Raw genomic sequence first — 19,367 nt, 5'->3', positions numbered from 1 at the left:
TCATGAGCAGTAAACTCAAGAACATTAGCTTAATCAGTTTGGGCATCATGGCCGGCATCGGCGCGTCAATCGGGTTCGACGCCATTGCGCAGAAAAGCGCCGGAGCGCCGTTACCACTGGAAGAACTGCGCCAGCTGACGGACGTATTCGGGCTCATCAAGTCGGATTACGTCGAGCCGCCCGATGACAAGAAGCTGTTGACTGAAGCCATTTCCGGCATGGTGGCATCGCTCGACCCGCACTCGGCCTACCTGGACAAGAAGGCCTACAAAGAGTTGCGCGAGAGCACCCAAGGCAAATTCGTCGGCCTCGGCATCGAAGTCGGCATGGAAGACGGCTACGTCAAAGTCATTTCGCCGATCGAGGATTCGCCCGCCTACCGCGCAGGCATCAAGGCCGGCGACCTGATCACCCGCCTCGACTCGACCCCGGTCAAGGGCCTGACCCTGGATCAAGCGGTCAAGCGCATGCGCGGCGAACCGGACACCAAGATCACGCTGACCATCTCCCGCAAGGATGAAGACAAGCCGCTGGTCATCAGCATCACGCGCCAGGAAATCCGGGTGCAAAGCGTCAAATCCAAAGTGGTCGAACCCGGCTACGCATGGATCCGCGTGACCCAGTTCCAGGAGCCGACGGTCGACGACATGGCCAAGAAAATCGCCGCCATCTACGCCCAGGAGCCGCATCTGAAAGGCCTGGTGCTGGACTTGCGGAACGATCCGGGCGGCGTATTGCCGGGCGCGATCGGCGTTTCCGCCGCCTTCCTACCAAAGGATGCGCCGGTGGTCTCGACCAACGGCCAGTTGCCGAGTTCCAAGGCGACCTTCTATGCCAAGCGCGAGTACTACGCCAACAGCCCGATCAGCGATTCGCTGGCAAAACTGCCTGAGGCCATCAAGAAAGTACCGATGGTAGTGCTGGTCAATGCCGGTTCGGCCTCGGCCTCGGAAATCGTGGCCGGCGCGCTGCAGGATTACAAGCGCGCCACCATCATGGGCGCCCAGACCTTCGGCAAGGGTTCGGTGCAATCGGTGATCGCACTGCCGCCCGATCGCCAAACCGCGGTCAAGCTGACCACCGCCCGCTACTACACGCCAAACGGCCGCTCGATCCAGGCCCGCGGCATCGTGCCGGACGTGATGGTGGATGAATATGCCGACGGCGACGGACTGAACGGCCTGCGCCTGCGCGAAGCCGACCTGACCAAGCATCTGAGCAACGACAAGGACAAGGAATCGGCACCAGCAGCCGCGCCCCAGGTCGACGAGCTGGAAGAAGCACAGCGCTTGGCCGCCATCGAAAGAAAGCGCAAACCACTGGAATTCGGCAGCAAGGAAGATTTCCAGCTGACGCAGGCATTGAACCATCTCAAAGGCTTGCCGGTGCTGGTATCCAAGGCCAAACCAAGATTGGAAGCTGAAAAAGACGACAAGCTGGACGGCGAAAAAACCGAAAAGAAATAAGCGTTTTTTACATTAAACTAAGGCCGCAGCAATGCGGCCTTTTTTTATCCATATCCTCCTTCTGCTCCACGACGTCATGAACGATCAACAACTACTCCGCTATTCACGTCACATCCTGCTCGACGAAATCGACATCGACGGTCAGGAAAAAATCCTGGCGGCGCACGCGCTGATCATCGGCGCCGGCGGCCTCGGCTCGCCAGCCGCCTTGTATCTGGCTTCGGCCGGCGTCGGCACGATCACGCTGGTGGATAACGATACGGTCGACCTGACCAATTTGCAGCGGCAGATCATGCACACCAGCGAACGGGTCGGACTGGCCAAAGTAGAGTCCGGCAAAACCGCACTAAGCCAGATCAATCCCGATATCAAAGTAATTACCGTCGCCGAACGGGCCGACGCAGAGCGCTTGGAGGCGCTGATACGCGAGGCCGACGTGGTGCTCGATTGCAGCGACAATTTCGCCACCCGCCACGCCATCAATCGCGCCTGCGTCAAGCACCGGGTGCCGCTGGTATCGGGCGCCGCAATCCAGTTCGACGGCCAAATCAGCGTATTCGATCCATCCAAGGGAAACTCGCCGTGCTACGCCTGCCTGTTCGCGCCGGATCAGGAGTTCGAAGAAATCCAGTGCTCCACCATGGGCGTGTTCGCGCCGCTAGTCGGCATCATCGGCAGCATGCAGGCCGCCGAAGCGCTGAAGCTGATCGCCGGCATCGGCATTTCACTGGCCGGACAACTGCTGATACTGGATGCGCGCACGATGGAGTGGACCCGGATCAAGGCCGCACGCGATGCAACCTGTCCGGTCTGCAACGGACATTAAACACGGATCGCCCGCCGACAAAAATCGACAGGCGATCCGCGGCTATCAACTACGCGCTATGTAACGCGCGCGCAACGCCGGCAACTTGCGGCAAGCTCAGAGCACGCAACTTCCGGATGGTATCGGCGCAAGCCCTGGCCGCTTCCGCACCTTTCACCAGGAAGTGTTCGTGAAAGAATTTCTGGTGCTCTTCACCGGCGTGGAAATGGTGCGGGGTCAATACCGCCGACAGCACCGGCACACCGGTTTCCAACTGCACTTGCATCAAGCCCGAAATCACCGCCTGAGCCACGAACTCATGCCGATAAATGCCGCCGTTGACGACCAGCCCGGCAGCCACGACGGCGGCATATTTGCCGCTATTGGCGAGCAGCTTTGCGTGCAACGGAATTTCAAAGGCGCCGGCGACTTCAAAGAAATCGATGTCGTTTTCGCTGTAACCGGATTTGGCGATTTCGGCTATAAAGGCGATCCGGCATTGATCGACGATGTCGCGATGCCAACCGGCCTGGATGAAAGCGATGCGTTGGCCTAACAGTTTGGATTGAATATCGACTGCTGAATGTTGCATTTGAATGACTCCTGTTTAATGAAAAAAACAGGGCGCGTTGGATCGAAAGGAACCGGGAAGCGGCTCAAAATCCTTGGCACGTGCAGAATTCAGATCGACCGTGGTCAATCGAAAAATCGCACGCCGCACGACGTCATGCGACGACCGCGCAGCAAGATCTCTAAGCACTTCCAGGAACCTGTTCTCTCTTTATCCGGACTATACCGTCGGCCCCGGAATCACACCGGGTCTGCTGACCTTGTCGCCAAATAACGCGGCTCCAAGCGCTCGCGGGCTATGCGCATTGCACGCAATTACCGCCGGTGGGGAATCGCACCCCGCCCTGAGAACATCTCGGCCGCACCATGCGGCCGAGCCAGGAATTTATCATAAATGTTTCCGGCGTGCACAATCAGGCTGGCTTGGCCGGTCACTTTTAACCCGCTTTTTTGACCAACCCCAGATAGGTATCAATCACCTTCGGATCGTTCGCCAGTTGCGCCGCCGGCCCCTCCAGCACCACGTCGCCGGTTTCCAGCACATACGCGTAATCGGCAGCCTGCAACGCGGCGCGCGCGTTTTGTTCGACCAGCAGGATGGCGACGCCGGTTTGTTTCAGGCGCACGATGATGTGAAAAATTTCCCTGACGATCAACGGCGCCAGGCCGAGGCTGGGCTCGTCCAGCAGCAGCAGTTGCGGCTTGGCCATCAAGGCCCGGCCCAGCGCCAGCATTTGCCGCTCGCCGCCGGACAGGGTGCCGGCCGGCTGCCGGCGCCGCTCCCGCAAGCGCGGAAACAAGTCGTACACCAGCGGCATCTGGTCGGCGTAGCCGCGCTCGCGCGCCTGATAGCGGCGATAGCTGCCGAGCAGCAGATTGTCTTCCACGCTCATACTGGCAAACAATTCACGCGTCTCAGGCACCAGGCACATGCCGCGCGCCACCCGCGCTTCGATCGCGACGCTGCCGATGTCCTGGCCGCGCAAGCGCACCGTGCCGCGCAGGCTGCCGTTGTTCGGCAAGGCGCCGGCGATCGCATTCAACATGGTCGATTTGCCGGCGCCGTTAGGACCGATCACGGTCACGATCTGGCCGGCACCGACTTGCAAACCGGCGCCGTGCAACGCCTCGACCTTGCCGTAGGCGACGTGCAGCTCGCTAACTTCCAGGATCGGATCGGCTATGTTATTCATCGATCCCTCCCAGATAGGCTTCCAGCACCGCCGGATGCTGCTGCACCTCGGCCGGCAAACCTTCGGCAATCTTGGTGCCGAATTCCATCACCACCAGCCGATCGGTCAAATTCATCACAAAGTCCATGTCATGCTCCACCAACAGGATGCTCATGCCCTCGGCTTTCAGCTTGCGCAGCAAGTCGGCCAGCGCCTGCTTCTCTTGATAACGCAAACCCGCAGCCGGTTCGTCCAGCAGCAACAAAGTCGGATCGCAACACAGCGCCCGCGCAATTTCCAGAATCCGCTGCTGGCCGAGCGCCAGGCTGCCGGCTTCCGCGTACAGCAGCTGACCCAGGCCGACCCGCTCCAGCTGCGTTTTGGCTTCGAACAACAGGGCCTGCTCTTCGGTCTGGTTGAGGCGGACGATGCTGGCGGCGACTCCGATCACGTCGCCATGCGTGCCGCGCAAATGGGCGCCAAGCGCGACGTTTTCCAATACCGTCATGGCCGGCATCAGGTGCACATGCTGGAAGGTGCGGGCGATGCCGCGGCGCACGATCTGGCGCGACGGCAAGCCGTCGATCCGCTGCAACTCACCGTGCGAACGGAATTTGATCGCGCCGGAAGTCAGCGGCAGCACTCCGGTAACCAGGTTGAACATGGTCGATTTGCCGGCCCCGTTGGGACCGATCAAGCCGACGATTTCCGCCGCGCGCACAGTAAAGCCGATATCGTTGACCGCGACTAGGCCGCCGAATTCTTTGCGGGCCCGGGCTATCTCCAGCACCACCTCACCCGCCGCATGCTTGGTACGGACCGGCAAGGCCGGAGCGGAAGCCGGCGCGACGGCAAGCGGCCGCTGCGGCCGCCATTTGCGCAGATAGGGCCACAGACCATCGCGGGCGCGCTGCAACAGCAGCACCATCAGGATGCCGAACACGATGGTTTCAAAATTGCCGTTGGCGCCCAGCAGTTTCGGCAACAGCGATTGCAGCTGGTCCTTCAGCAAGGTCAGCAAGGTCGATCCGAGCAGCGCACCCCACACATACCCGGCACCGCCCACCACCGCCATGAACAGGTATTCGATCCCGGCATTGAGGCCGAACGGGGTCGGATTGACCGAGCGTTGCAAGTGCGCGTACAACCAGCCGGACACACTCGCCAGCAAAGCCGCCAGCACAAAAATCAATACCTTGATCCTGGCCGTATCAACGCCCATCGCCTCCGCCATCAAACCGCCGCCGTTGAGTGCGCGAATCGCGCGGCCGGGCCGCGAATTCAACAGGTTTTGCACGCCGAGCAAGGCCAGCAGCAGCACCAGCCAGATCAGGTAATACATCTTGCGGCCGCTATCGAGCGTGACGCCGAACAGGTCGATCGCGGGAATCCCGTTCAAGCCGTCGTATTTGCCGAGGAACTCCAGGTTACCGAACAGGAAATACAGCGACAGCGCCCAGGCAATCGTCCCCAGCGGCAGGTAATGGCCGGACAGACGCATCGTGATGGCGCCGATGGCGAGCGCCGCCAACATGGTCACGACTAGCCCTGCCAGCAAACCGAACCACGGCGATAAGCCGCACTGCGTACTCAGATAAGCGGTCGAATAAGCGCCGAGACCGACGAATGCGGCCTGGCCGAACGAGGTCAGGCCGCCGACGCCGGTCAGCAGCACCAGCCCCAGCGCAACGATCGCGTACAAGCCGATGTAATTGGCCAGCGTGATCCAGAACTCCGGCGTCGGCAAGACCGGCAGCAGCGCGATGACGACCGCCAAAGCCGCGAACGGCACCACAGCAGCAGAAAACTTGCGCATCATTGATCTCCCTCGTCGACCGACTTGCTGCGCAGCGAGCGCCACAGCAGCACCGGAATGATCAACGTGAACACAATCACTTCCTTGAAAGCGCTGGCCCAAAACGACGAATACGATTCCAGCAGGCCGACCAGCAAGGCCCCGGCAGCGGCCAGCGGATAACTGCCGAGGCCGCCCAGGATGGCGCCGACAAACCCCTTCAGCCCGATCAGGAAGCCGCTGTCGTAATACACCGTGGTCAACGGCGCGATCAGCACCCCGCACAAGGCGCCCAATGCGGCCGCCAGCGTGAACGCGAGCCGCCCGGCTTGGCCGGTGCCGATCCCGACCAGGCGCGCACCGAGCCGATTCACCGCGGTCGCCCGCAGCGCCTTGCCGGACAGTGCGCGTTCAAAATACACATACAGCGCCAGGATCAACAGCGCCGCGACCGCCACGATGACCACGCTCTGGCCCGATACCGTCAAGCCGCCGATCTCAAAACGGGCATCGGAAAATGGCGCGGTACGCGATCCTTCGGCGCCGAACATCAGCAGCCCGATGCCGGTCAACGCGTAATGCACGCCGACCGCAACGATCAGCAGCACCAGCGTACTGGCCTCCGCCAGCGGCTGAAACGCCAGCCGGTAAATCATCGGCCCCATCGGCACCACGATCAGCAAAGTCAATAAAACCTGCAAGGCCATCGGCAACGACGCATGACCGTAGAGCCGGGTTGCGGCGACAATCGCCAGCGGCAGCACGACAAACTTCACCAGCGCCATCAGCATGCCGCGCATGACCGTCTGACGGCTGCGAACAATGGCCCAGGCTTCCTGGACAAAACACAATAGGCCGAGCACCAGCAGCAGAGTTGCCGACAGCGGGAATTTGTCGGATTGCAGCGCCGCCAGCGTCAGTGCGCCGAACGCCACAAACTCGCCTTGCGGAATGAAGATGACGCGCGTGACTGAAAACACCAGCACCAGCGCGAGCGCCAGCAACGCGTACACGGCGCCGCTGGTGATGCCATCCTGAGCCAGGATGGCGGCGATAGATAGATCCATGTGGGAGGCCTGACTATGAGTCGCGTATTGATTTGTATCGTAGGTCGGAAAAGCGCAGCCCTTGCAGGGCGCGTATCCGCTAGCAAGCGGATACCGTTCCGCAGGCAGATGGCATGCCATCTGAAACCCCTGCTACACCCTTCCGACGGCGGGAATCGCATCAGCCGGTCAAGCCCTTGGCTTTGCCTAGCGGTTCGCAGGGACGTCGGAAGGCGCTGCGCTTTTCCGACCTACGTTCTTTAACTTTTATTGCGCTGCGCCCAGCAATTTCCATTTGCCGTTGACCACTTGCACCATCACGCGCGCGCGCTGGTCGAAGCCGACGTGGTCGGTCGGGCTCATATTGACGATGCCGTGCGATACCGGCAGGTTCTTGATGGACTCGATGGCGTCGCGCAGGGCAGCGCGGAATTCCTTGCTGCCGGGCTGGGCTTTTTTGAGCGCTTGCGGGGTTGCCGCGGCCAGCAGCAAGCCGGCATCCCAGGCATGACCGCCAAAGGTTGAAATGCTGCCGGCGCCGTAGGCTTTTTCGTAAGCGGTACGATAAGCCATCGCCGATTTCTTGACCGGATTGTTGTCGGGCAGCTGTTCCGCCACCAGCAGCGGTCCGGCCGGCAGCAAAGTGCCTTCGCAATCCTTGCCGCAGACCCGCAGGAAGTCGTTGTTGGCAACGCCGTGGGTTTGATAGATGCGGCCTTTGTAGCCGCGTTCCTTCAGCGTTTTTTGCGGCAGCGCGGCGGGCGTGCCGGCGCCGGCGATCAGCACCGCATCGGGATTGGCGCTGACCATCTTCAAGACCTGGCCGGTGACCGAAGTGTCGTTGCGGGTGAAACGCTCATTGGCGACGATCTTGATCTTGCGCAGCTCGGCCAGCTTGGAAAATTCGCGATACCAGCCCTCGCCGTAGGCGTCGGAAAAGCCGATAAAGGCAACGCTCTTGACACCCGCATCGGCCATGTGGGCGATGATCGCGGTCGCCATGTGCGAATCGTTTTGCGGCGTCTTGAAAATCCAGCGGCGCTTGGCATCGACCGGCTCCACCAGCGAGGCCGAAGCCGCCATCGAAATCATCGGCGTGCCGGATTCGGCCGCCACGTCGCTCATCGCCAGCGAGCCGGGGACGGCGGTCGAGCCGATCAGCAAATCCACTTTTTCTTCACTGACCAACTTGCGCGCATTCTTGACCGCGATAGTGGTGTCGGTCGCATCGTCGAGCACGATGTATTGCACCTTCTGGCCCGCGATTTCCTTGGGCAGCAAGGCGAAGGTATTCTTTTCCGGGATGCCGAGCGATGCTGCCGGGCCGGTGGCCGACACGCTCACGCCCACTTTGATCTGCGCGCTTGCGGTGCCGGCGCCGGTGCCTAGCGTCAGTGCCAATACTGCGGAAAGGGTGGTTCCCAGCCATGCTTGCTTCATGTGATGCGCTCCATGATGGTTTGACTTGCAGCGGCGCCGGAGTCGGCGTTGATAGCGTGCAAGTGTAGCTTTTCAACCACACTCGCACAAGCGTGCAAGCACCGGAGAAGCCGACTACACCAGCATCAATGCAATCTGCTGCGGAGCATCGTCGCTCGGCTTTTGCTGAAAGCGGCTCTTGGCGAAACGCTGCCAGCGGCCCAGCACGAAGCTGGTCAGGATGTTGGCGCGCAGCGCCGTTTCCGCGGCGTTGGTCTCGCCCTGCGATGCGGCGATCCGCAGCGCCTGTTTCAGCGCCAGTTCGATGCGGTCGACAAACTGGTTCATGCGCAATTGCAGCCGCTCGTCTTCATTCACCAGCGCGTCGCCGATGATGACCCGCGTCATGCCCGGATTGCGTTCCGCAAAATTCAACAACATCAGCGCAATCGCCTGCGCCTGATGCAAGCCTTTTTCCTGCTGCTCTGTAATTTGATTAACCAGGCCGAACACGGTCGACTCGATGAAATCGATCAAGCCCTCGAACATTTGCGCCTTGCTGGCGAAATGCCGGTACAGCGCGGCCTCCGACACTTCGATCCTGGCGGCTAGCGCGGCGGTGGTGATTTTTTCGCCTTTGGGTTGTTCCAGCATTGTCGCCAATGTCTGGAGAATCTGGAGTTTGCGTTCGCCGGGTTTACTAGTTGCCATTATTTATCGCTTGGTGATCGCCGGATGCTAATCGGCTTAAAAAAAGAAATCTATATGCTTTTCAGGTCGCCTCTAAAACCGTAGCGAGCGATCCAAGGTCGGGAGGGATGACACGCAGCCGTACGGAGGTACGGCGACGAATATGTCAACCCTGCAGCCCCGAGATTGGCTCGCGCAGTAGGTTTTAGAGGTGACCTAACGCAGCCGGTGCAAATTCCTTGCCAGCTGCCGCACGGATTTTACTTTGACATCGACGTATCCGGTGCGCTTTATCAGATTTGGATTGCGGTCCAGGTATTGCGTGACCCACACCGTGCGCATGCCGACCCGCTTGGCCGCCTTCAGCGTGGCGATGGTGTCTTCCACCAGGATGCAGCGCCGGGCCGGTGTGCGCTCGCGCGCAATCAGCTGGCGCAATAAATGACGCGACGGTTTCGGCCGCAATTGGCGATGCACATGCATAGCCTCAATCGAAATATGCTTGCCGAAATGACGCTGCAAGCGCAGATGGCGCATCACGTCGCGCGAATAACGATAGGGCGCATTGGTCAGCAAGATCTTGCGTCCAGGCAGACGCTTGAGCAAATTGATCAAGCCGCGCTCGGCCCGGATCATGCCCAGCAAATCGTCGAAGCGATGCGCCTCGCGCAAAAAATCCTCCGGCCGCACCTGATGATGCTTGACCAGCCCCAGCAAAGTCGCGCCGTAACGCCGCCAGTACTCGGCCCGGGTCGCATCGACGGTGGCCGCATCGGCATCGGCGCCGCCCGCGCCCAGGGTGCGCGCCATGAACGCGTTCATGTTGTCGTGAATCGCCGGGAAAATAGCATGCGATGCGTTGTGCAAGGTATTGTCCAGATCGAACAACCAGAGCGGTGTAATATTGGCCACGAATTTTATCCAGGAGAACAAGTGTTTAGCCAGATTATAGTGACATTGAGCGCCCTGCTTAATCGCCTGAGCCCCAGCCGCGTGGCGCATTTGCGGCCGCACCACCTGCTCCTGCCGCTGACTCTCGGTGCGCTGTTGCTGCTGCCGACCGCAGTGCCGGCCAAGGATGTTGCGACCGACGTCGAAGCGCAAACTCAGGTCAGTCGCCAGGGCGGCGCGCTGTTCAAGATCCAGCGTGCCGGACATACGGTCTATTTGTTCGGCACCATCCACATCGGTCGCGCCGATTTTTATCCGCTCGATCCCAAGGTCAGGCAGGCGCTAAAACAATCGTCCCGCATCGCGCTGGAACTTGATCCGGGCAACGCACAGGCAATGATGCCGTCATTGCAAAAATATGGCATGTACGCCGACGGCAACACCAATACGCAAGACCTGCCGCCGGCACTGCAACAGAGCGTCAGCGCGCTGCTGGAGAAAAACGGCATGCCGACAGCCAATTTGGCGGTCATGAAACCGTGGTTGCTGGCGACGATGCTGGCTTTGAGCGAATACACCGGCAGCGGCTATCAACCGCAATACGGCGTCGACACGGTACTGGCCGACTTTGCACACAGCCAGCACAAGCCGCTGGTGGAACTGGAGAGCGCTGAACAGCAGCTGTCGCTGATGGGCAATCTATCCATCTCAGATCAAGTCCTTTTCTTGCAAGATACCGTCACCGGAATGAGCGACCCGGCCAATGCGAAAAAGGCATTACAGCTGGTTGCATTGTGGCGCGGTGGCGATCTTGATGGGCTGGCGGCGATGCTGCAAGAGCTGACCAATGACGCGACGTTTTCCAGCAAATTCGTGCAACGCGCCCTGCTCGACGGCCGCAATCCGGGGCTGGCGGACGGCATCGGCAAGCTGCTGAAATCGACGCCGACCGCGTTTGCCGGCATCGGCATCCTGCATCTGGTGGGCAGCAACAGCGTACCGGCGCTGCTGCGGCAACGCGGTTACAGCGTGGAACGGATTTATTAAGTAAATCAATAAGTACGCCAATGTCAGCCCCGCCACTGCCTCCCGACGCAGCCGTTGCCGCCAGCCGTCACGCATGGCAGCAACGGTCGCGCTTTGTTGTGCTCGACACCGCGTTTGACGCCGGCCTGCATTTTTTCGCCACCTGGCAGGCATGGCGCGACGACCCTCAACGGCCGCAGCAATTGCATTACCTGGCGCTGTCGCCGCTGCCCTTGTACGACACCAGCGCGCAGTGGCACGCGCTGGCCGTCGAGCTTGGCGCCGCATGGCCGCCAGCGGTGCCGGGCTTCCATCGCATCTTTCTGGAACAAGGCCGAATCGTACTGACGCTGATGATAGGCGACAGCGCAGCCTGCCTGCGGCAGTTGGAGGCCAGCGTGGACTCTTTTTATCTGCATGGGTCGGCGTTGCAACAATGGCCGCCGCCACTGCTGACGCGGCTGGGAAGATTGGCGGCGACGCAAGCGATCCTCAGCAGCGCCGCGCTGGTCGATACGGCGCAAAAGGCGCTACAGCAGGCCGGATTCGTGTTTGAAAATGACAGCGGCAAGACGCCGCATGCGCGCTTTTCTCCGCGCTGGCAATCCGTCACTGCCGCCGCAAAAACCGACCAGCGCAGCGCAATTGTGATCGGCGCCGGACTGGCCGGCACGGCGGCTTGCCAGCGTCTGACGATGCGCGGCTGGCAAGTGAGCCTGATCGAACGCCATGCGCAAGTGGCGCAGGAAGCATCCGGCAATGCGGCCGGCATCTTCATGCCGGTGCTGTCCAAAGACGACAATCCGACCTCGCGCCTGAGCCGCAGCGCCTACCTGTTTGCTCTGCAGCTATGGCGCGAACTGGGCGGCATCGGCAACGCCATCAGCGGCGCCACCTGCGGCGTGCTGCAAGTGGCGCGCGATGCGGAACACGCGATCGCCCAACAACAACTGGCGCAGCAAGCGCACACCCCGGCCGCCTATGCGCAATGGCTGGACCAGGCTGCCGCCAGCACTGTCGCCGGCACAGCCGTCAGCGCCGGCAGCTGGCACTTTCCCGCCGGCGGTTGGCTCCATCCGCACAGCCTGTGCCAAGCCATGCTGCGCGCCTGCGGCGACCGCTTGCAAAGCCATTTCGGCCAACACGCGACGGCGCTGGAAAGAATCGGCGACGGCTGGACCGTGCGCGACGCCAACGGCGCGGAGATCGCCAGCGCGCCGGTGGTGATCCTGGCAAACGGCTGCGGCGCGCTGACATTGGCCGAGGCCGACGGATTGCCGTTGACCGCGATCCGCGGCCAGGTCACTTATCTGGACGCCAACGTTGCACCCAAAATTGCAGACGAGCCGGCGCCGGTGATTTGCGGCGAGGCTTACCTGACGCCCGCATACAACGGGATTTGCAGCGTCGGCGCGTCCTACGACGAGGATGGCGAGCAAGCTCTGCGACAAACCAGTCAAGACGAAAATTTGACACGGCTGGCACATATGCTGCCCGATTGGCCGGATGCAAAAACCGATATGACTACGCTGCCGCTGGCCGGCCGGGTCGGCTTTCGCTGCGTCGCCGCCGACCGCCTGCCGCTGGTCGGCGCGTTGCCGGATCAAACGGCGCATTGCAGCAAGCGGGAACCGCAACTGAAAGACATGCCGCGTTTGCCGGGCCTGTACGGCTTGCTGGCGTATGCCTCGCGCGGCTTGATCTGGGCGCCGCTGGCGGCGGAACTGCTAGCCTCGCAGTTGAACGGCGAGCCGCTGCCGATCGAGAACGAGCTGGCGGCGGCGCTCGATCCGGCGCGCTTCCTGCTGAAGACGCGACGTCGCGGCGGCAATTGACTTGATTAAGAGCGACCAGTCGGTTGGGCTGGCAAGCCCAACATTTCTTTCGTCGCTACCAAACGTTGGGCTTTGGAGCCCAACCTACAACGCCTTTACCGTTCCCAGCGACGCTCCCGGAACTCCCACCGATCGCGCTCACCGCGCTCCCAGTGCGGCGCGTAATAGCGGTAACCTGGCCGCACCCTGACCCAGCCCCCGCGCACCCAGACATATTGATAGCCATCCCAGGCCCAGTAACCCGGCGACCAGACATAACCGTAGCGTCGCGGCGGCAGGCGCTCATAGCGCGGCGGCGGCGGTGGGCCGATTTGGACATCAACATAGGTGCGCGCCAGAACCGGGGTCGGCGACGTCATCAATCCAGCACCTAATGCCAGCAAACTGGCGAATAAAGCGGCCTTGACTTTCATTCAACACCTCCATCAATAACGCGCATATTGCACTTTAAATATAGGCGATAGAAATCGGCCGGCGGACGGTTTTATGTTTCAAAAAGCTGCAGCATGCCCGGGTTTTGCACGCGTCTGATACACACTGAAACATCTGCCGGCAAGCCGTTCCAAAGGTAGTTCGGTAGATTGGGCAGAATGAAATGAAGCCCGACATTCCATGCGCGCGCGCCTCAAGCAGCCCATCCCTCATTTTCACGGCTTACAGGGGAAAGCTCGGTGGAGAAGTGCGGAAAAATAGGCAATGACACAAACCCACGCCTGAAAGGAAAGCCACCCAATCCGGGGATATTGGAGAGGGTGGCTTTTCTATGCGAAATACGGGGGATGCTGTCAGCTCATGTTGGGCTTCGCAAGCTCAGCGCCAACCTACCGCTAAACTTACCGCGTTAAACGAATATCACGTCACCGGAATTCAGATAGATCGAATAGGACTCAAACTCAGCATCGCAATCTGCTTCAATCATGATGTTGCCCACATCACCGAATGAGAGTTCGAGCGATGCGCTCCCGACACGCGTAACTGACATCACGTCTTTCAACAAGAAGCTGATCAGTGATGCACATGTCGCAGGATCGGAAAATTCACGCCTACCAGAAGTCCCTCCAAGTTGGTATGACAGCCCGGCCTCGACACAGAATGAAACCTTATAAGGAGCCAAACCCGGAGTAGTTTGCGGGCGGGAGAAATCGAGCTTCGTGACGCTCGGTCCAAAACAAATCATTTCCAGATAGCAACCTGAAAGCAATTGAACATCAAAATCGTCTGGCAGTATGTACATAAGAACTCCTAAGCCGCCACAGAGACGCTGCGACGGGGTTTTTCGTTAGCGACGCGGCGGAGGCAGCGAGTCCGGAGGAAGCGGCACGTGTGTATCACCCTGACCTCTACCGGGCTTCCCTGTCGATGGGTCCATTGGTTGCTTATTTCCATTAACCCAACGCCAATACCCATCCTCATACCCTGGTACAGGTGAGGAGCCCGGCGGCATCACCCTAATGTGTTCACCATCAGCTGGATTGGTGCCAGGTGGGTAGTACACCTCGCCACCATTCCGTCCCGGTTTACTTTCCCAATCAGGGGGAATTACCGGTGCCTGCGGCGGATTTGAGATCGGCTGCGTGTCCTTAGGTGGTTTCGCACCTGACTTTCCATTGCCGCTGTTTGCGCCTTCCGCATTATCTTGTGAATACCACCAGCGGAGAAACTTATCAATGCCGTCGCTGCAAATCTTTGCAACAGCAGCCGTAGCGGCAGTCGCTGCCGCCGCTGCGGCAGCACGACAGACAGGATTTAACAGGCATTTGATGGCAGGTCTTGCAGCTGCTGCAACGTTGAGTCCTTCGGGGTCTGTATACCGCGTCGGTTGATTCAACCCATACGTATAAGTGTTAATCCCGCCACCCAAACCGATCGGATCGCTTTCTAGATAGCGCCCCAACTGCGGATCATAATCCCGGTTGATATTGTAAAAATTATTGGTCTCCTTGTCATACAACTGCCCGGGGAAACGCTGGTTGTACGTGAAGACACCCAGTCCGCTTGGATTTTCATCCGGCGGCAGCATGCCGAACGGATCGGCATTGTCCCAGCGCCACACCATTTGGTTATCGGTCGCTTGCGTGATGACTCGTGGCGTGTCGACATGATCGGCGTAGACGTAATAGACATTGGTCGCTGTGGTTTGATTCGCACCGATGCCGGCCTGTTTCAGCACCGCGACCGGCAAGTCGCCCAGATACACTGTCTCTTCGATCACTTGCCCATTGGCGTCGTATTCGCCGATCAGGTGATCGGCTTCGTCATACACATAGCTGTTGCTGCCGGTCGCAACGATCGCTGCCGGACCTTGCTTTTGCACCCGCTGTTCGAGGCCGTTATGGCTGTACGTGACGGTATTGCCAGCGTTGGTCGCGCTGACCATGCGGCCGCGGTCGCTGTAGGTGTAGCTGATGCTGCCGTCGCTGAGCAGGTTGCCGGCGGCATCGTAGCTGTTGCTCTTCGCCGGTGCCGGTCCGCTGGTCGCGTTCAGCCGGTTGCGGGTCGCGGCGATGGTATTGGCATAAGTGCTGCCGCCGAATGTGGCCTGGGTGCGGTTGCCATTGGCGTCGTACTGGAAGCTTTGGTTGTTGGCGCCGCTGCTGCCGGTGACGCTGGTCAGGCGGTCCAGGTTGTCATAGCCGTAGCCTTGGTTGTAATTGGCCGGGGCATTGTTGCCGGTGCCGCTGCCGATGTGGCTACTGCTGACAATCCGGCCGGCAGCGTCGTAACTGACGCTGCGGTTGGTGCCGTTGTTCAGCAGGTCACCGAGCGGATAGCTGGTGATGCGGCCATCGAGGTCGATGCCACGGGCGTAGGTGCTGCTGCTCAATGCATTGCTGTTGCCCCAAGTCCAGGCATTGACCGCGCCGAACGCTTGGTAGCCGATGCCGGTCAATAGCGCAATGTTGCTGCCGCTGTTAGTTCCGCCGCTGGCATTGGTCGGGTTCAAACTCAGGCTGTTGACGCGACCGGCGGCGTCATAGCTGAAGTTGATCCGGTTGCCACTCGGGTAGGTCATGCTGGCGAGCATACCGACCGTGTTGCCGCTGCTGCCGTAGGTATAGCTGGTAGTACGGCTGGTGGCCGTGGTGCCGCTGACTATGGTTTGCACTTTGGTGAGTAAATGCCCGAAGCCGTCATACGCATACGTGGTTTGCCCCGAGCCATCGATCATCCGCGTCAGGTGACCGATCGCATTCGGCGCACCGGTCGCGCCGCCGTCGTATTCGAACTGGGTCGCGGCACCGCTGGCGTAGTCGATCCGGGTCAGCCGATTCAGCGCGTCGTAGCTGTAGTTGGTTGTCTTGCCGCGGGCGTCGGTGCTGGCTTTCAGATTGCCGGCGACGTCGTACGTCTTGGTCGTGCTGCCGGTATCGGGGCTGGTCAGCGCGGTCTGGTTACCGAGGCCGTCGATGCTGTAGCTGGTGACCAAATTTCTTGGGTCAGTGACCGTGCTCAGTTGAGCCAGTCCGTCGTAGCTGTAGCTGATGGTTGGGCTGCTGCCGCCAGCGGTCGGCGCCGGTTGCGTTTGCTGCATCAGCCGGCCCAGGCTGTCATAGCTTTGCGTCGTCACGTGACCGAGCGGATCGGTAATCTTGGTCCGATTACCCATCGCGTCGTATTCATAACTGAAAGTCGTGTTTTGCTGTGCGACTGTCGTGCCAGCCAGCGTGAACAACACGGCACCGACGATGGTCTTGATCCGCTGTTGATTCAAAGTGAAACGCCTTCTCATTGCACTGCTCCGGTAATTTGTTGCAAGCGATTCAACGCGTCGATGACGCGACTGGTCTGCCGCGCCAGTGCGCCGCTCGGATCTTTCACTTGTTCGCTGAGGCGGTTGCCCATGTTGTCGAGCGTGTAGACGATGCTGTTGCCGACGCTGTCGGCGATCTTGATCAAGCGGTGCGCCGGGTCGTAGCTGTAGCTGACCGTAGAAGCATTCGGCAGCGTGACCTGGGTCAGCTGGCCGACGCCGTCGTAGCTATAGCTGGTGCTCTCGGTCATGCCGTTGGCGGTGACGGTCTTGCCGGTCAGCCAGCCGCGCGGACTGTACGTCAATGTGGTGGTGACGCCATTCGCATCCGCAATCAGCCCTACCCGGCCATTGGCGTCGTAGTTCGACAAGCTCGTCACTTGGCCGACGGCGTTGCTGATCGTGCTCAGGTTGCCGTTGCTGTCATACGCATAGGTTGTCTTGTCGGCGACATCGGTGCGCGGGCCGATGGCGGTCAATAGCTGGCCGACATTGTTGTAGCTATAGCTCCAGCTGCGGGCGCTGCCGGTCACGGTCGGCGCCAAACCTTGGGCACCGGTCGCATCGCTGGTCGCTTGCTCGGTCTTGCTCAGCAGATTGCCGGACGCATCGTAGCTGTAGCTGGTCACGCGCTTCGGCTCGGCGAGCTTGAGCGGCAGGCTGAAGCTCGGGTGCCATTGGGTGCTGATGGTGCGCGCTTGCGGGGTGCCGGACGCTTCGACCCGGCTGGTTTCCAGGTTGCGGATCAGGTCGTAGCTGAAGGTCGTGACGGCGCCATTGAAGTCCGTGTAACTCGCGACATTGCCATTGGCGTCGTAAGTCAACACGGTAGTCGCAGCAGTACTGCCTGAACCGGCAGATCGTGTTTGACCTGTGCTTTTCAGCACACCCAAGATGACTTGGAAGTTGTAGGTATGGATGGCGCCGAGCGGATCTGTCACCGTGCCCAATTTGTTACCTGTATCTGTGATGACGCTATATTTCTCCACCCCACCCGCATGCTCGGTCGAGACCGCTTTGCCATTGCCGTCATAGCCGAAGGTGGCAAACCGCGCGCCATTTTCATCGACAATGCCAGTCAAACTTCCGTGATATCCGGTTTCGTTATAGACATAGCGCCTTACCTTGCCATCCTGGTACGTGACGGTACTGAGGAACTGATCGTAGTAAGTGTCGTAGGTATAGGTAATGGCGCCGCCTGCGGGATCCGTCACCGTATGAATCCGCCCTTTGGCGTCATAGGTGAAATTGAGTTGACGTCCGCCGTTATCCGTCACACGTGTCAACAGATTCCCACTGTAGCTCAGCGTCTGTGTCATGCCATTGCGATTGGCGATAGCGATCAATAGCCCGGCGGCGTTGTAGGTCTCGACATTGTCGCCATCCGCTGTTGTGTATTGCCAGCCAGTCGTTTTTCCAGCGGTGTCCGTCAACGAAACAAGTTTGTCCGAAATGTCAGAATCGGGGGTCCACACGCCATTCACGAGCGCAAAAAAATTGGCATTCCCTTCAGGCCGGGTAATCGTCGCGGTTGAGTTTGTACCGTTTGACGTGACATAAACAGCGCGATCATAAGAATGGCGCCAGCGCATCCCTATGTTCTGTGCCAGCAATACAGCAATTGTGTAATTGACGCTGTTGTACGAGCGTTTAAAGATAAGTGGAAATGGACCAGCGCCGCTGTAATCCGTCTCTTGCTGAAATTTATTGCCGGTGCCGACGTTGATGGGATTGCCCGCCATCGGAATCTTATCCTTGCAAGGACAGTTGTCAGAAGCGTGTCCTCCCGTATTTTTAGATGGGATGGGGAGCGCCGGATTACTTGAGCAAAATGGGATTGGATAGCCTGTCCTGGAACCGTCGGGGCATTCCCACTCAATGGATCCTGCCGTGCTCCCTGGAATGGAATGAATGTCACCAATATGGTCAATACCGTCCCGAGTCCAAGTATATGTGGAGGACCAAAACCAACCTATATCCGCCCTGAAGCCCTCTGCATTAACAAGATCTCGACAGTTTTGGGTGAACGCATTCACGCAATATGCCGCAACACCCGCATTTGCAGCCTGCTCCAGACTAAAAAACATACCAACATTATTTACTGCATACATTTTTTGCGGAACAATCTGCACCATTCCTGCCGAGGCAGTTTGATGCGTAAAAATTGCCGCGAAACTCATCAAGGTCCATGACAAGAATCTGCTCAAAAATAATCTCCGTAACCCGCTGACGAAAAACTGTCGTCCTTTCATTGCACTGCTCCTGTGACTTGCTCTAATCGATTTAAGGCGTCGCGCGATGTTGCGCGCCAGCCCGTACATGGGGGCGTGAGCATATTTCATAAAAGCAATGCCTGCAATGCGGAAAACCCTATATTGCGTCGCCAGGCAGCACGCTAGCTTGGGCCGCATGTAATGTAGCCCTCCCCGCTGTTCAATTGTTCAACAGCCATGCATCAGAACAGGCCATTCGGAAAGTAGGGCGGAAAAGCGCAGCGTCTTCCGCCGTGATGGATGCATCACACACATATGGCACATCCAGCGGCGGATAACGCTGCGCTCATCCGCCCTACTTTTTACTCTCGGGTAATGAACAAGCAGCCTCTTCTCACCTGCACCCGGATCCGGGTCTGGGGCGTGAAGCCGGCCGCTAACAACCACTTGCCACGCAGCCGGATCCAGGGGGTTCTGAGCTTACCCTCCGGGCAGACGCCGACGGTTAAAAGCCGGTCTGGAAGGTGGTTGCTGGTTGGTGCGGGAATGGGTGGAGAACTGTCTGGCGTAACTGGCGTGGATTCAGGGTATGGCGTGGATAGCGGTGATCTCATTTCAGGCTCCGTTTGGGTTTGGTTGCGGTGGAGCCGCTTCCCGCCGCGAAACGGGAGATCGAGTCGCCCAAAGG

Annotated in this window: 16 protein-coding genes and 1 riboswitch; of the genes, 4 read left to right on the top strand and 12 right to left on the bottom strand. The window is 59.6% G+C overall.

The window, feature by feature from the left end:
* Positions 1-2 precede the first annotated feature (2 nt).
* The gene (locus tag ACFPM8_RS00085) at positions 3-1,466 is read left to right on the top strand and encodes a S41 family peptidase (RefSeq protein ID WP_378993693.1); all 1,464 of its coding nucleotides are present in this window, start codon (positions 3-5) and stop codon (positions 1,464-1,466) included.
* Between the two features lie 76 nt (positions 1,467-1,542).
* Positions 1,543-2,292: a HesA/MoeB/ThiF family protein gene (locus ACFPM8_RS00080; protein ID WP_378993691.1), complete on the top strand. Its 750-nt coding sequence runs from the start codon at positions 1,543-1,545 to the stop codon at positions 2,290-2,292.
* Positions 2,293-2,341: 49 nt separating this feature from the next.
* On the opposite strand, the gene ACFPM8_RS00075 is transcribed toward ACFPM8_RS00080, so the two are convergent.
* The 7 genes from ACFPM8_RS00075 to ACFPM8_RS00045 form a co-directional block, all read right to left on the bottom strand.
* Complete coding sequence (locus ACFPM8_RS00075) at positions 2,342-2,863, bottom strand: 6,7-dimethyl-8-ribityllumazine synthase (protein WP_378993690.1); 522 nt, start codon at positions 2,861-2,863, stop codon at positions 2,342-2,344.
* A gap of 176 nt (positions 2,864-3,039) precedes the next feature.
* Positions 3,040-3,197, bottom strand: a riboswitch (FMN riboswitch).
* 81 nt (positions 3,198-3,278) lie between these two features.
* Positions 3,279-4,034 (bottom strand): ABC transporter ATP-binding protein, encoded by a 756-nt coding sequence (locus ACFPM8_RS00070; protein ID WP_378993688.1) that lies wholly within the window; start codon positions 4,032-4,034, stop codon positions 3,279-3,281.
* Positions 4,027-5,832: a branched-chain amino acid ABC transporter ATP-binding protein/permease gene (locus ACFPM8_RS00065; RefSeq protein ID WP_378993686.1), complete on the bottom strand. Its 1,806-nt coding sequence runs from the start codon at positions 5,830-5,832 to the stop codon at positions 4,027-4,029. The genes ACFPM8_RS00070 and ACFPM8_RS00065 overlap by 8 nt, the downstream gene beginning before the upstream one ends.
* Complete coding sequence (locus ACFPM8_RS00060) at positions 5,829-6,875, bottom strand: branched-chain amino acid ABC transporter permease (RefSeq protein WP_378993684.1); 1,047 nt, start codon at positions 6,873-6,875, stop codon at positions 5,829-5,831. The genes ACFPM8_RS00065 and ACFPM8_RS00060 overlap by 4 nt, the downstream gene beginning before the upstream one ends.
* Positions 6,876-7,121: 246 nt before the next feature.
* Positions 7,122-8,294, bottom strand: a complete 1,173-nt coding sequence (locus ACFPM8_RS00055; protein ID WP_378993682.1) for an ABC transporter substrate-binding protein — start codon at positions 8,292-8,294, stop codon at positions 7,122-7,124.
* Positions 8,295-8,408: 114 nt separating this feature from the next.
* Positions 8,409-8,984 (bottom strand): nucleoid occlusion factor SlmA, encoded by a 576-nt coding sequence (gene slmA, locus ACFPM8_RS00050; protein WP_378993680.1) that lies wholly within the window; start codon positions 8,982-8,984, stop codon positions 8,409-8,411.
* Between the two features lie 195 nt (positions 8,985-9,179).
* Positions 9,180-9,875 carry an HAD-IA family hydrolase gene (locus tag ACFPM8_RS00045; protein WP_378993678.1) on the bottom strand — a complete coding sequence of 232 codons (696 nt, stop codon included), beginning with the start codon at positions 9,873-9,875 and terminating at the stop codon, positions 9,180-9,182.
* A 21-nt stretch (positions 9,876-9,896) separates the two neighbouring features.
* Here ACFPM8_RS00045 and ACFPM8_RS00040 point away from each other — a divergent pair, with 21 nt between their 5' ends.
* Together ACFPM8_RS00040 and mnmC are read left to right on the top strand one after the other, a co-directional pair.
* Positions 9,897-10,901, top strand: coding sequence for a TraB/GumN family protein (locus ACFPM8_RS00040; protein WP_378993676.1), 1,005 nt, complete (start codon positions 9,897-9,899; stop codon positions 10,899-10,901).
* Between the two features lie 20 nt (positions 10,902-10,921).
* The gene (gene mnmC / locus ACFPM8_RS00035) at positions 10,922-12,715 is read left to right on the top strand and encodes a bifunctional tRNA (5-methylaminomethyl-2-thiouridine)(34)-methyltransferase MnmC2/FAD-dependent 5-carboxymethylaminomethyl-2-thiouridine(34) oxidoreductase MnmC1 (protein ID WP_378993674.1); all 1,794 of its coding nucleotides are present in this window, start codon (positions 10,922-10,924) and stop codon (positions 12,713-12,715) included.
* A gap of 95 nt (positions 12,716-12,810) precedes the next feature.
* On the opposite strand, the gene ACFPM8_RS00030 is transcribed toward mnmC, so the two are convergent.
* The 5 genes from ACFPM8_RS00030 to ACFPM8_RS00005 form a co-directional block, all read right to left on the bottom strand.
* Positions 12,811-13,128, bottom strand: a complete 318-nt coding sequence (locus ACFPM8_RS00030) for a hypothetical protein (RefSeq protein ID WP_378993672.1) — start codon at positions 13,126-13,128, stop codon at positions 12,811-12,813.
* A 428-nt stretch (positions 13,129-13,556) separates the two neighbouring features.
* Positions 13,557-13,949: a hypothetical protein gene (locus ACFPM8_RS00025; RefSeq protein WP_378993670.1), complete on the bottom strand. Its 393-nt coding sequence runs from the start codon at positions 13,947-13,949 to the stop codon at positions 13,557-13,559.
* 45 nt (positions 13,950-13,994) lie between these two features.
* Complete coding sequence (locus ACFPM8_RS00020) at positions 13,995-16,445, bottom strand: RHS repeat-associated core domain-containing protein (protein WP_378993668.1); 2,451 nt, start codon at positions 16,443-16,445, stop codon at positions 13,995-13,997.
* On the bottom strand, positions 16,442-18,208 hold the full coding sequence (locus ACFPM8_RS00015; protein WP_465263038.1) for a DUF6531 domain-containing protein: 1,767 nt from the start codon (positions 18,206-18,208) through the stop codon (positions 16,442-16,444). Before ACFPM8_RS00015 ends, ACFPM8_RS00020 begins: the two co-directional genes overlap by 4 nt.
* Positions 18,209-19,041: 833 nt before the next feature.
* Entirely contained in the window at positions 19,042-19,293 is a 252-nt protein-coding gene (locus ACFPM8_RS00005; protein ID WP_378993801.1) for a SymE family type I addiction module toxin, read from the bottom strand.
* Positions 19,294-19,367: the final 74 nt, after the last annotated feature.

The organism is Paraherbaspirillum soli, from assembly GCF_042654985.1.
In the GTDB taxonomy this organism is placed as follows: domain Bacteria; phylum Pseudomonadota; class Gammaproteobacteria; order Burkholderiales; family Burkholderiaceae_D; genus Paraherbaspirillum; species Paraherbaspirillum soli.
This window is presented reverse-complemented; position numbering and strand designations above follow the sequence as displayed.

Bases quoted from the DNA above. Each gene is read 5' to 3' on its own strand.
- ACFPM8_RS00085 (WP_378993693.1), top strand. From the start codon at position 3: ATGAGCAGTAAACTCAAGAACATTAGCTTAATCAGTTTGGGCATCATG.
- ACFPM8_RS00080 (WP_378993691.1), top strand. From the start codon at position 1,543: ATGAACGATCAACAACTACTCCGCTATTCACGTCACATCCTGCTCGAC.
- ACFPM8_RS00075 (WP_378993690.1), bottom strand. From the start codon at position 2,863: ATGCAACATTCAGCAGTCGATATTCAATCCAAACTGTTAGGCCAACGC.
- ACFPM8_RS00070 (WP_378993688.1), bottom strand. From the start codon at position 4,034: ATGAATAACATAGCCGATCCGATCCTGGAAGTTAGCGAGCTGCACGTC.
- ACFPM8_RS00065 (WP_378993686.1), bottom strand. From the start codon at position 5,832: ATGATGCGCAAGTTTTCTGCTGCTGTGGTGCCGTTCGCGGCTTTGGCG.
- ACFPM8_RS00060 (WP_378993684.1), bottom strand. From the start codon at position 6,875: ATGGATCTATCTATCGCCGCCATCCTGGCTCAGGATGGCATCACCAGC.
- ACFPM8_RS00055 (WP_378993682.1), bottom strand. From the start codon at position 8,294: ATGAAGCAAGCATGGCTGGGAACCACCCTTTCCGCAGTATTGGCACTG.
- slmA (WP_378993680.1), bottom strand. From the start codon at position 8,984: ATGGCAACTAGTAAACCCGGCGAACGCAAACTCCAGATTCTCCAGACA.
- mnmC (WP_378993674.1), top strand. From the start codon at position 10,922: ATGTCAGCCCCGCCACTGCCTCCCGACGCAGCCGTTGCCGCCAGCCGT.
- ACFPM8_RS00030 (WP_378993672.1), bottom strand. From the start codon at position 13,128: ATGAAAGTCAAGGCCGCTTTATTCGCCAGTTTGCTGGCATTAGGTGCT.
- ACFPM8_RS00025 (WP_378993670.1), bottom strand. From the start codon at position 13,949: ATGTACATACTGCCAGACGATTTTGATGTTCAATTGCTTTCAGGTTGC.
- ACFPM8_RS00020 (WP_378993668.1), bottom strand. From the start codon at position 16,445: ATGAGAAGGCGTTTCACTTTGAATCAACAGCGGATCAAGACCATCGTC.
- ACFPM8_RS00015 (WP_465263038.1), bottom strand. From the start codon at position 18,208: ATGGCGGGCAATCCCATCAACGTCGGCACCGGCAATAAATTTCAGCAA.
- ACFPM8_RS00005 (WP_378993801.1), bottom strand. From the start codon at position 19,293: ATGAGATCACCGCTATCCACGCCATACCCTGAATCCACGCCAGTTACG.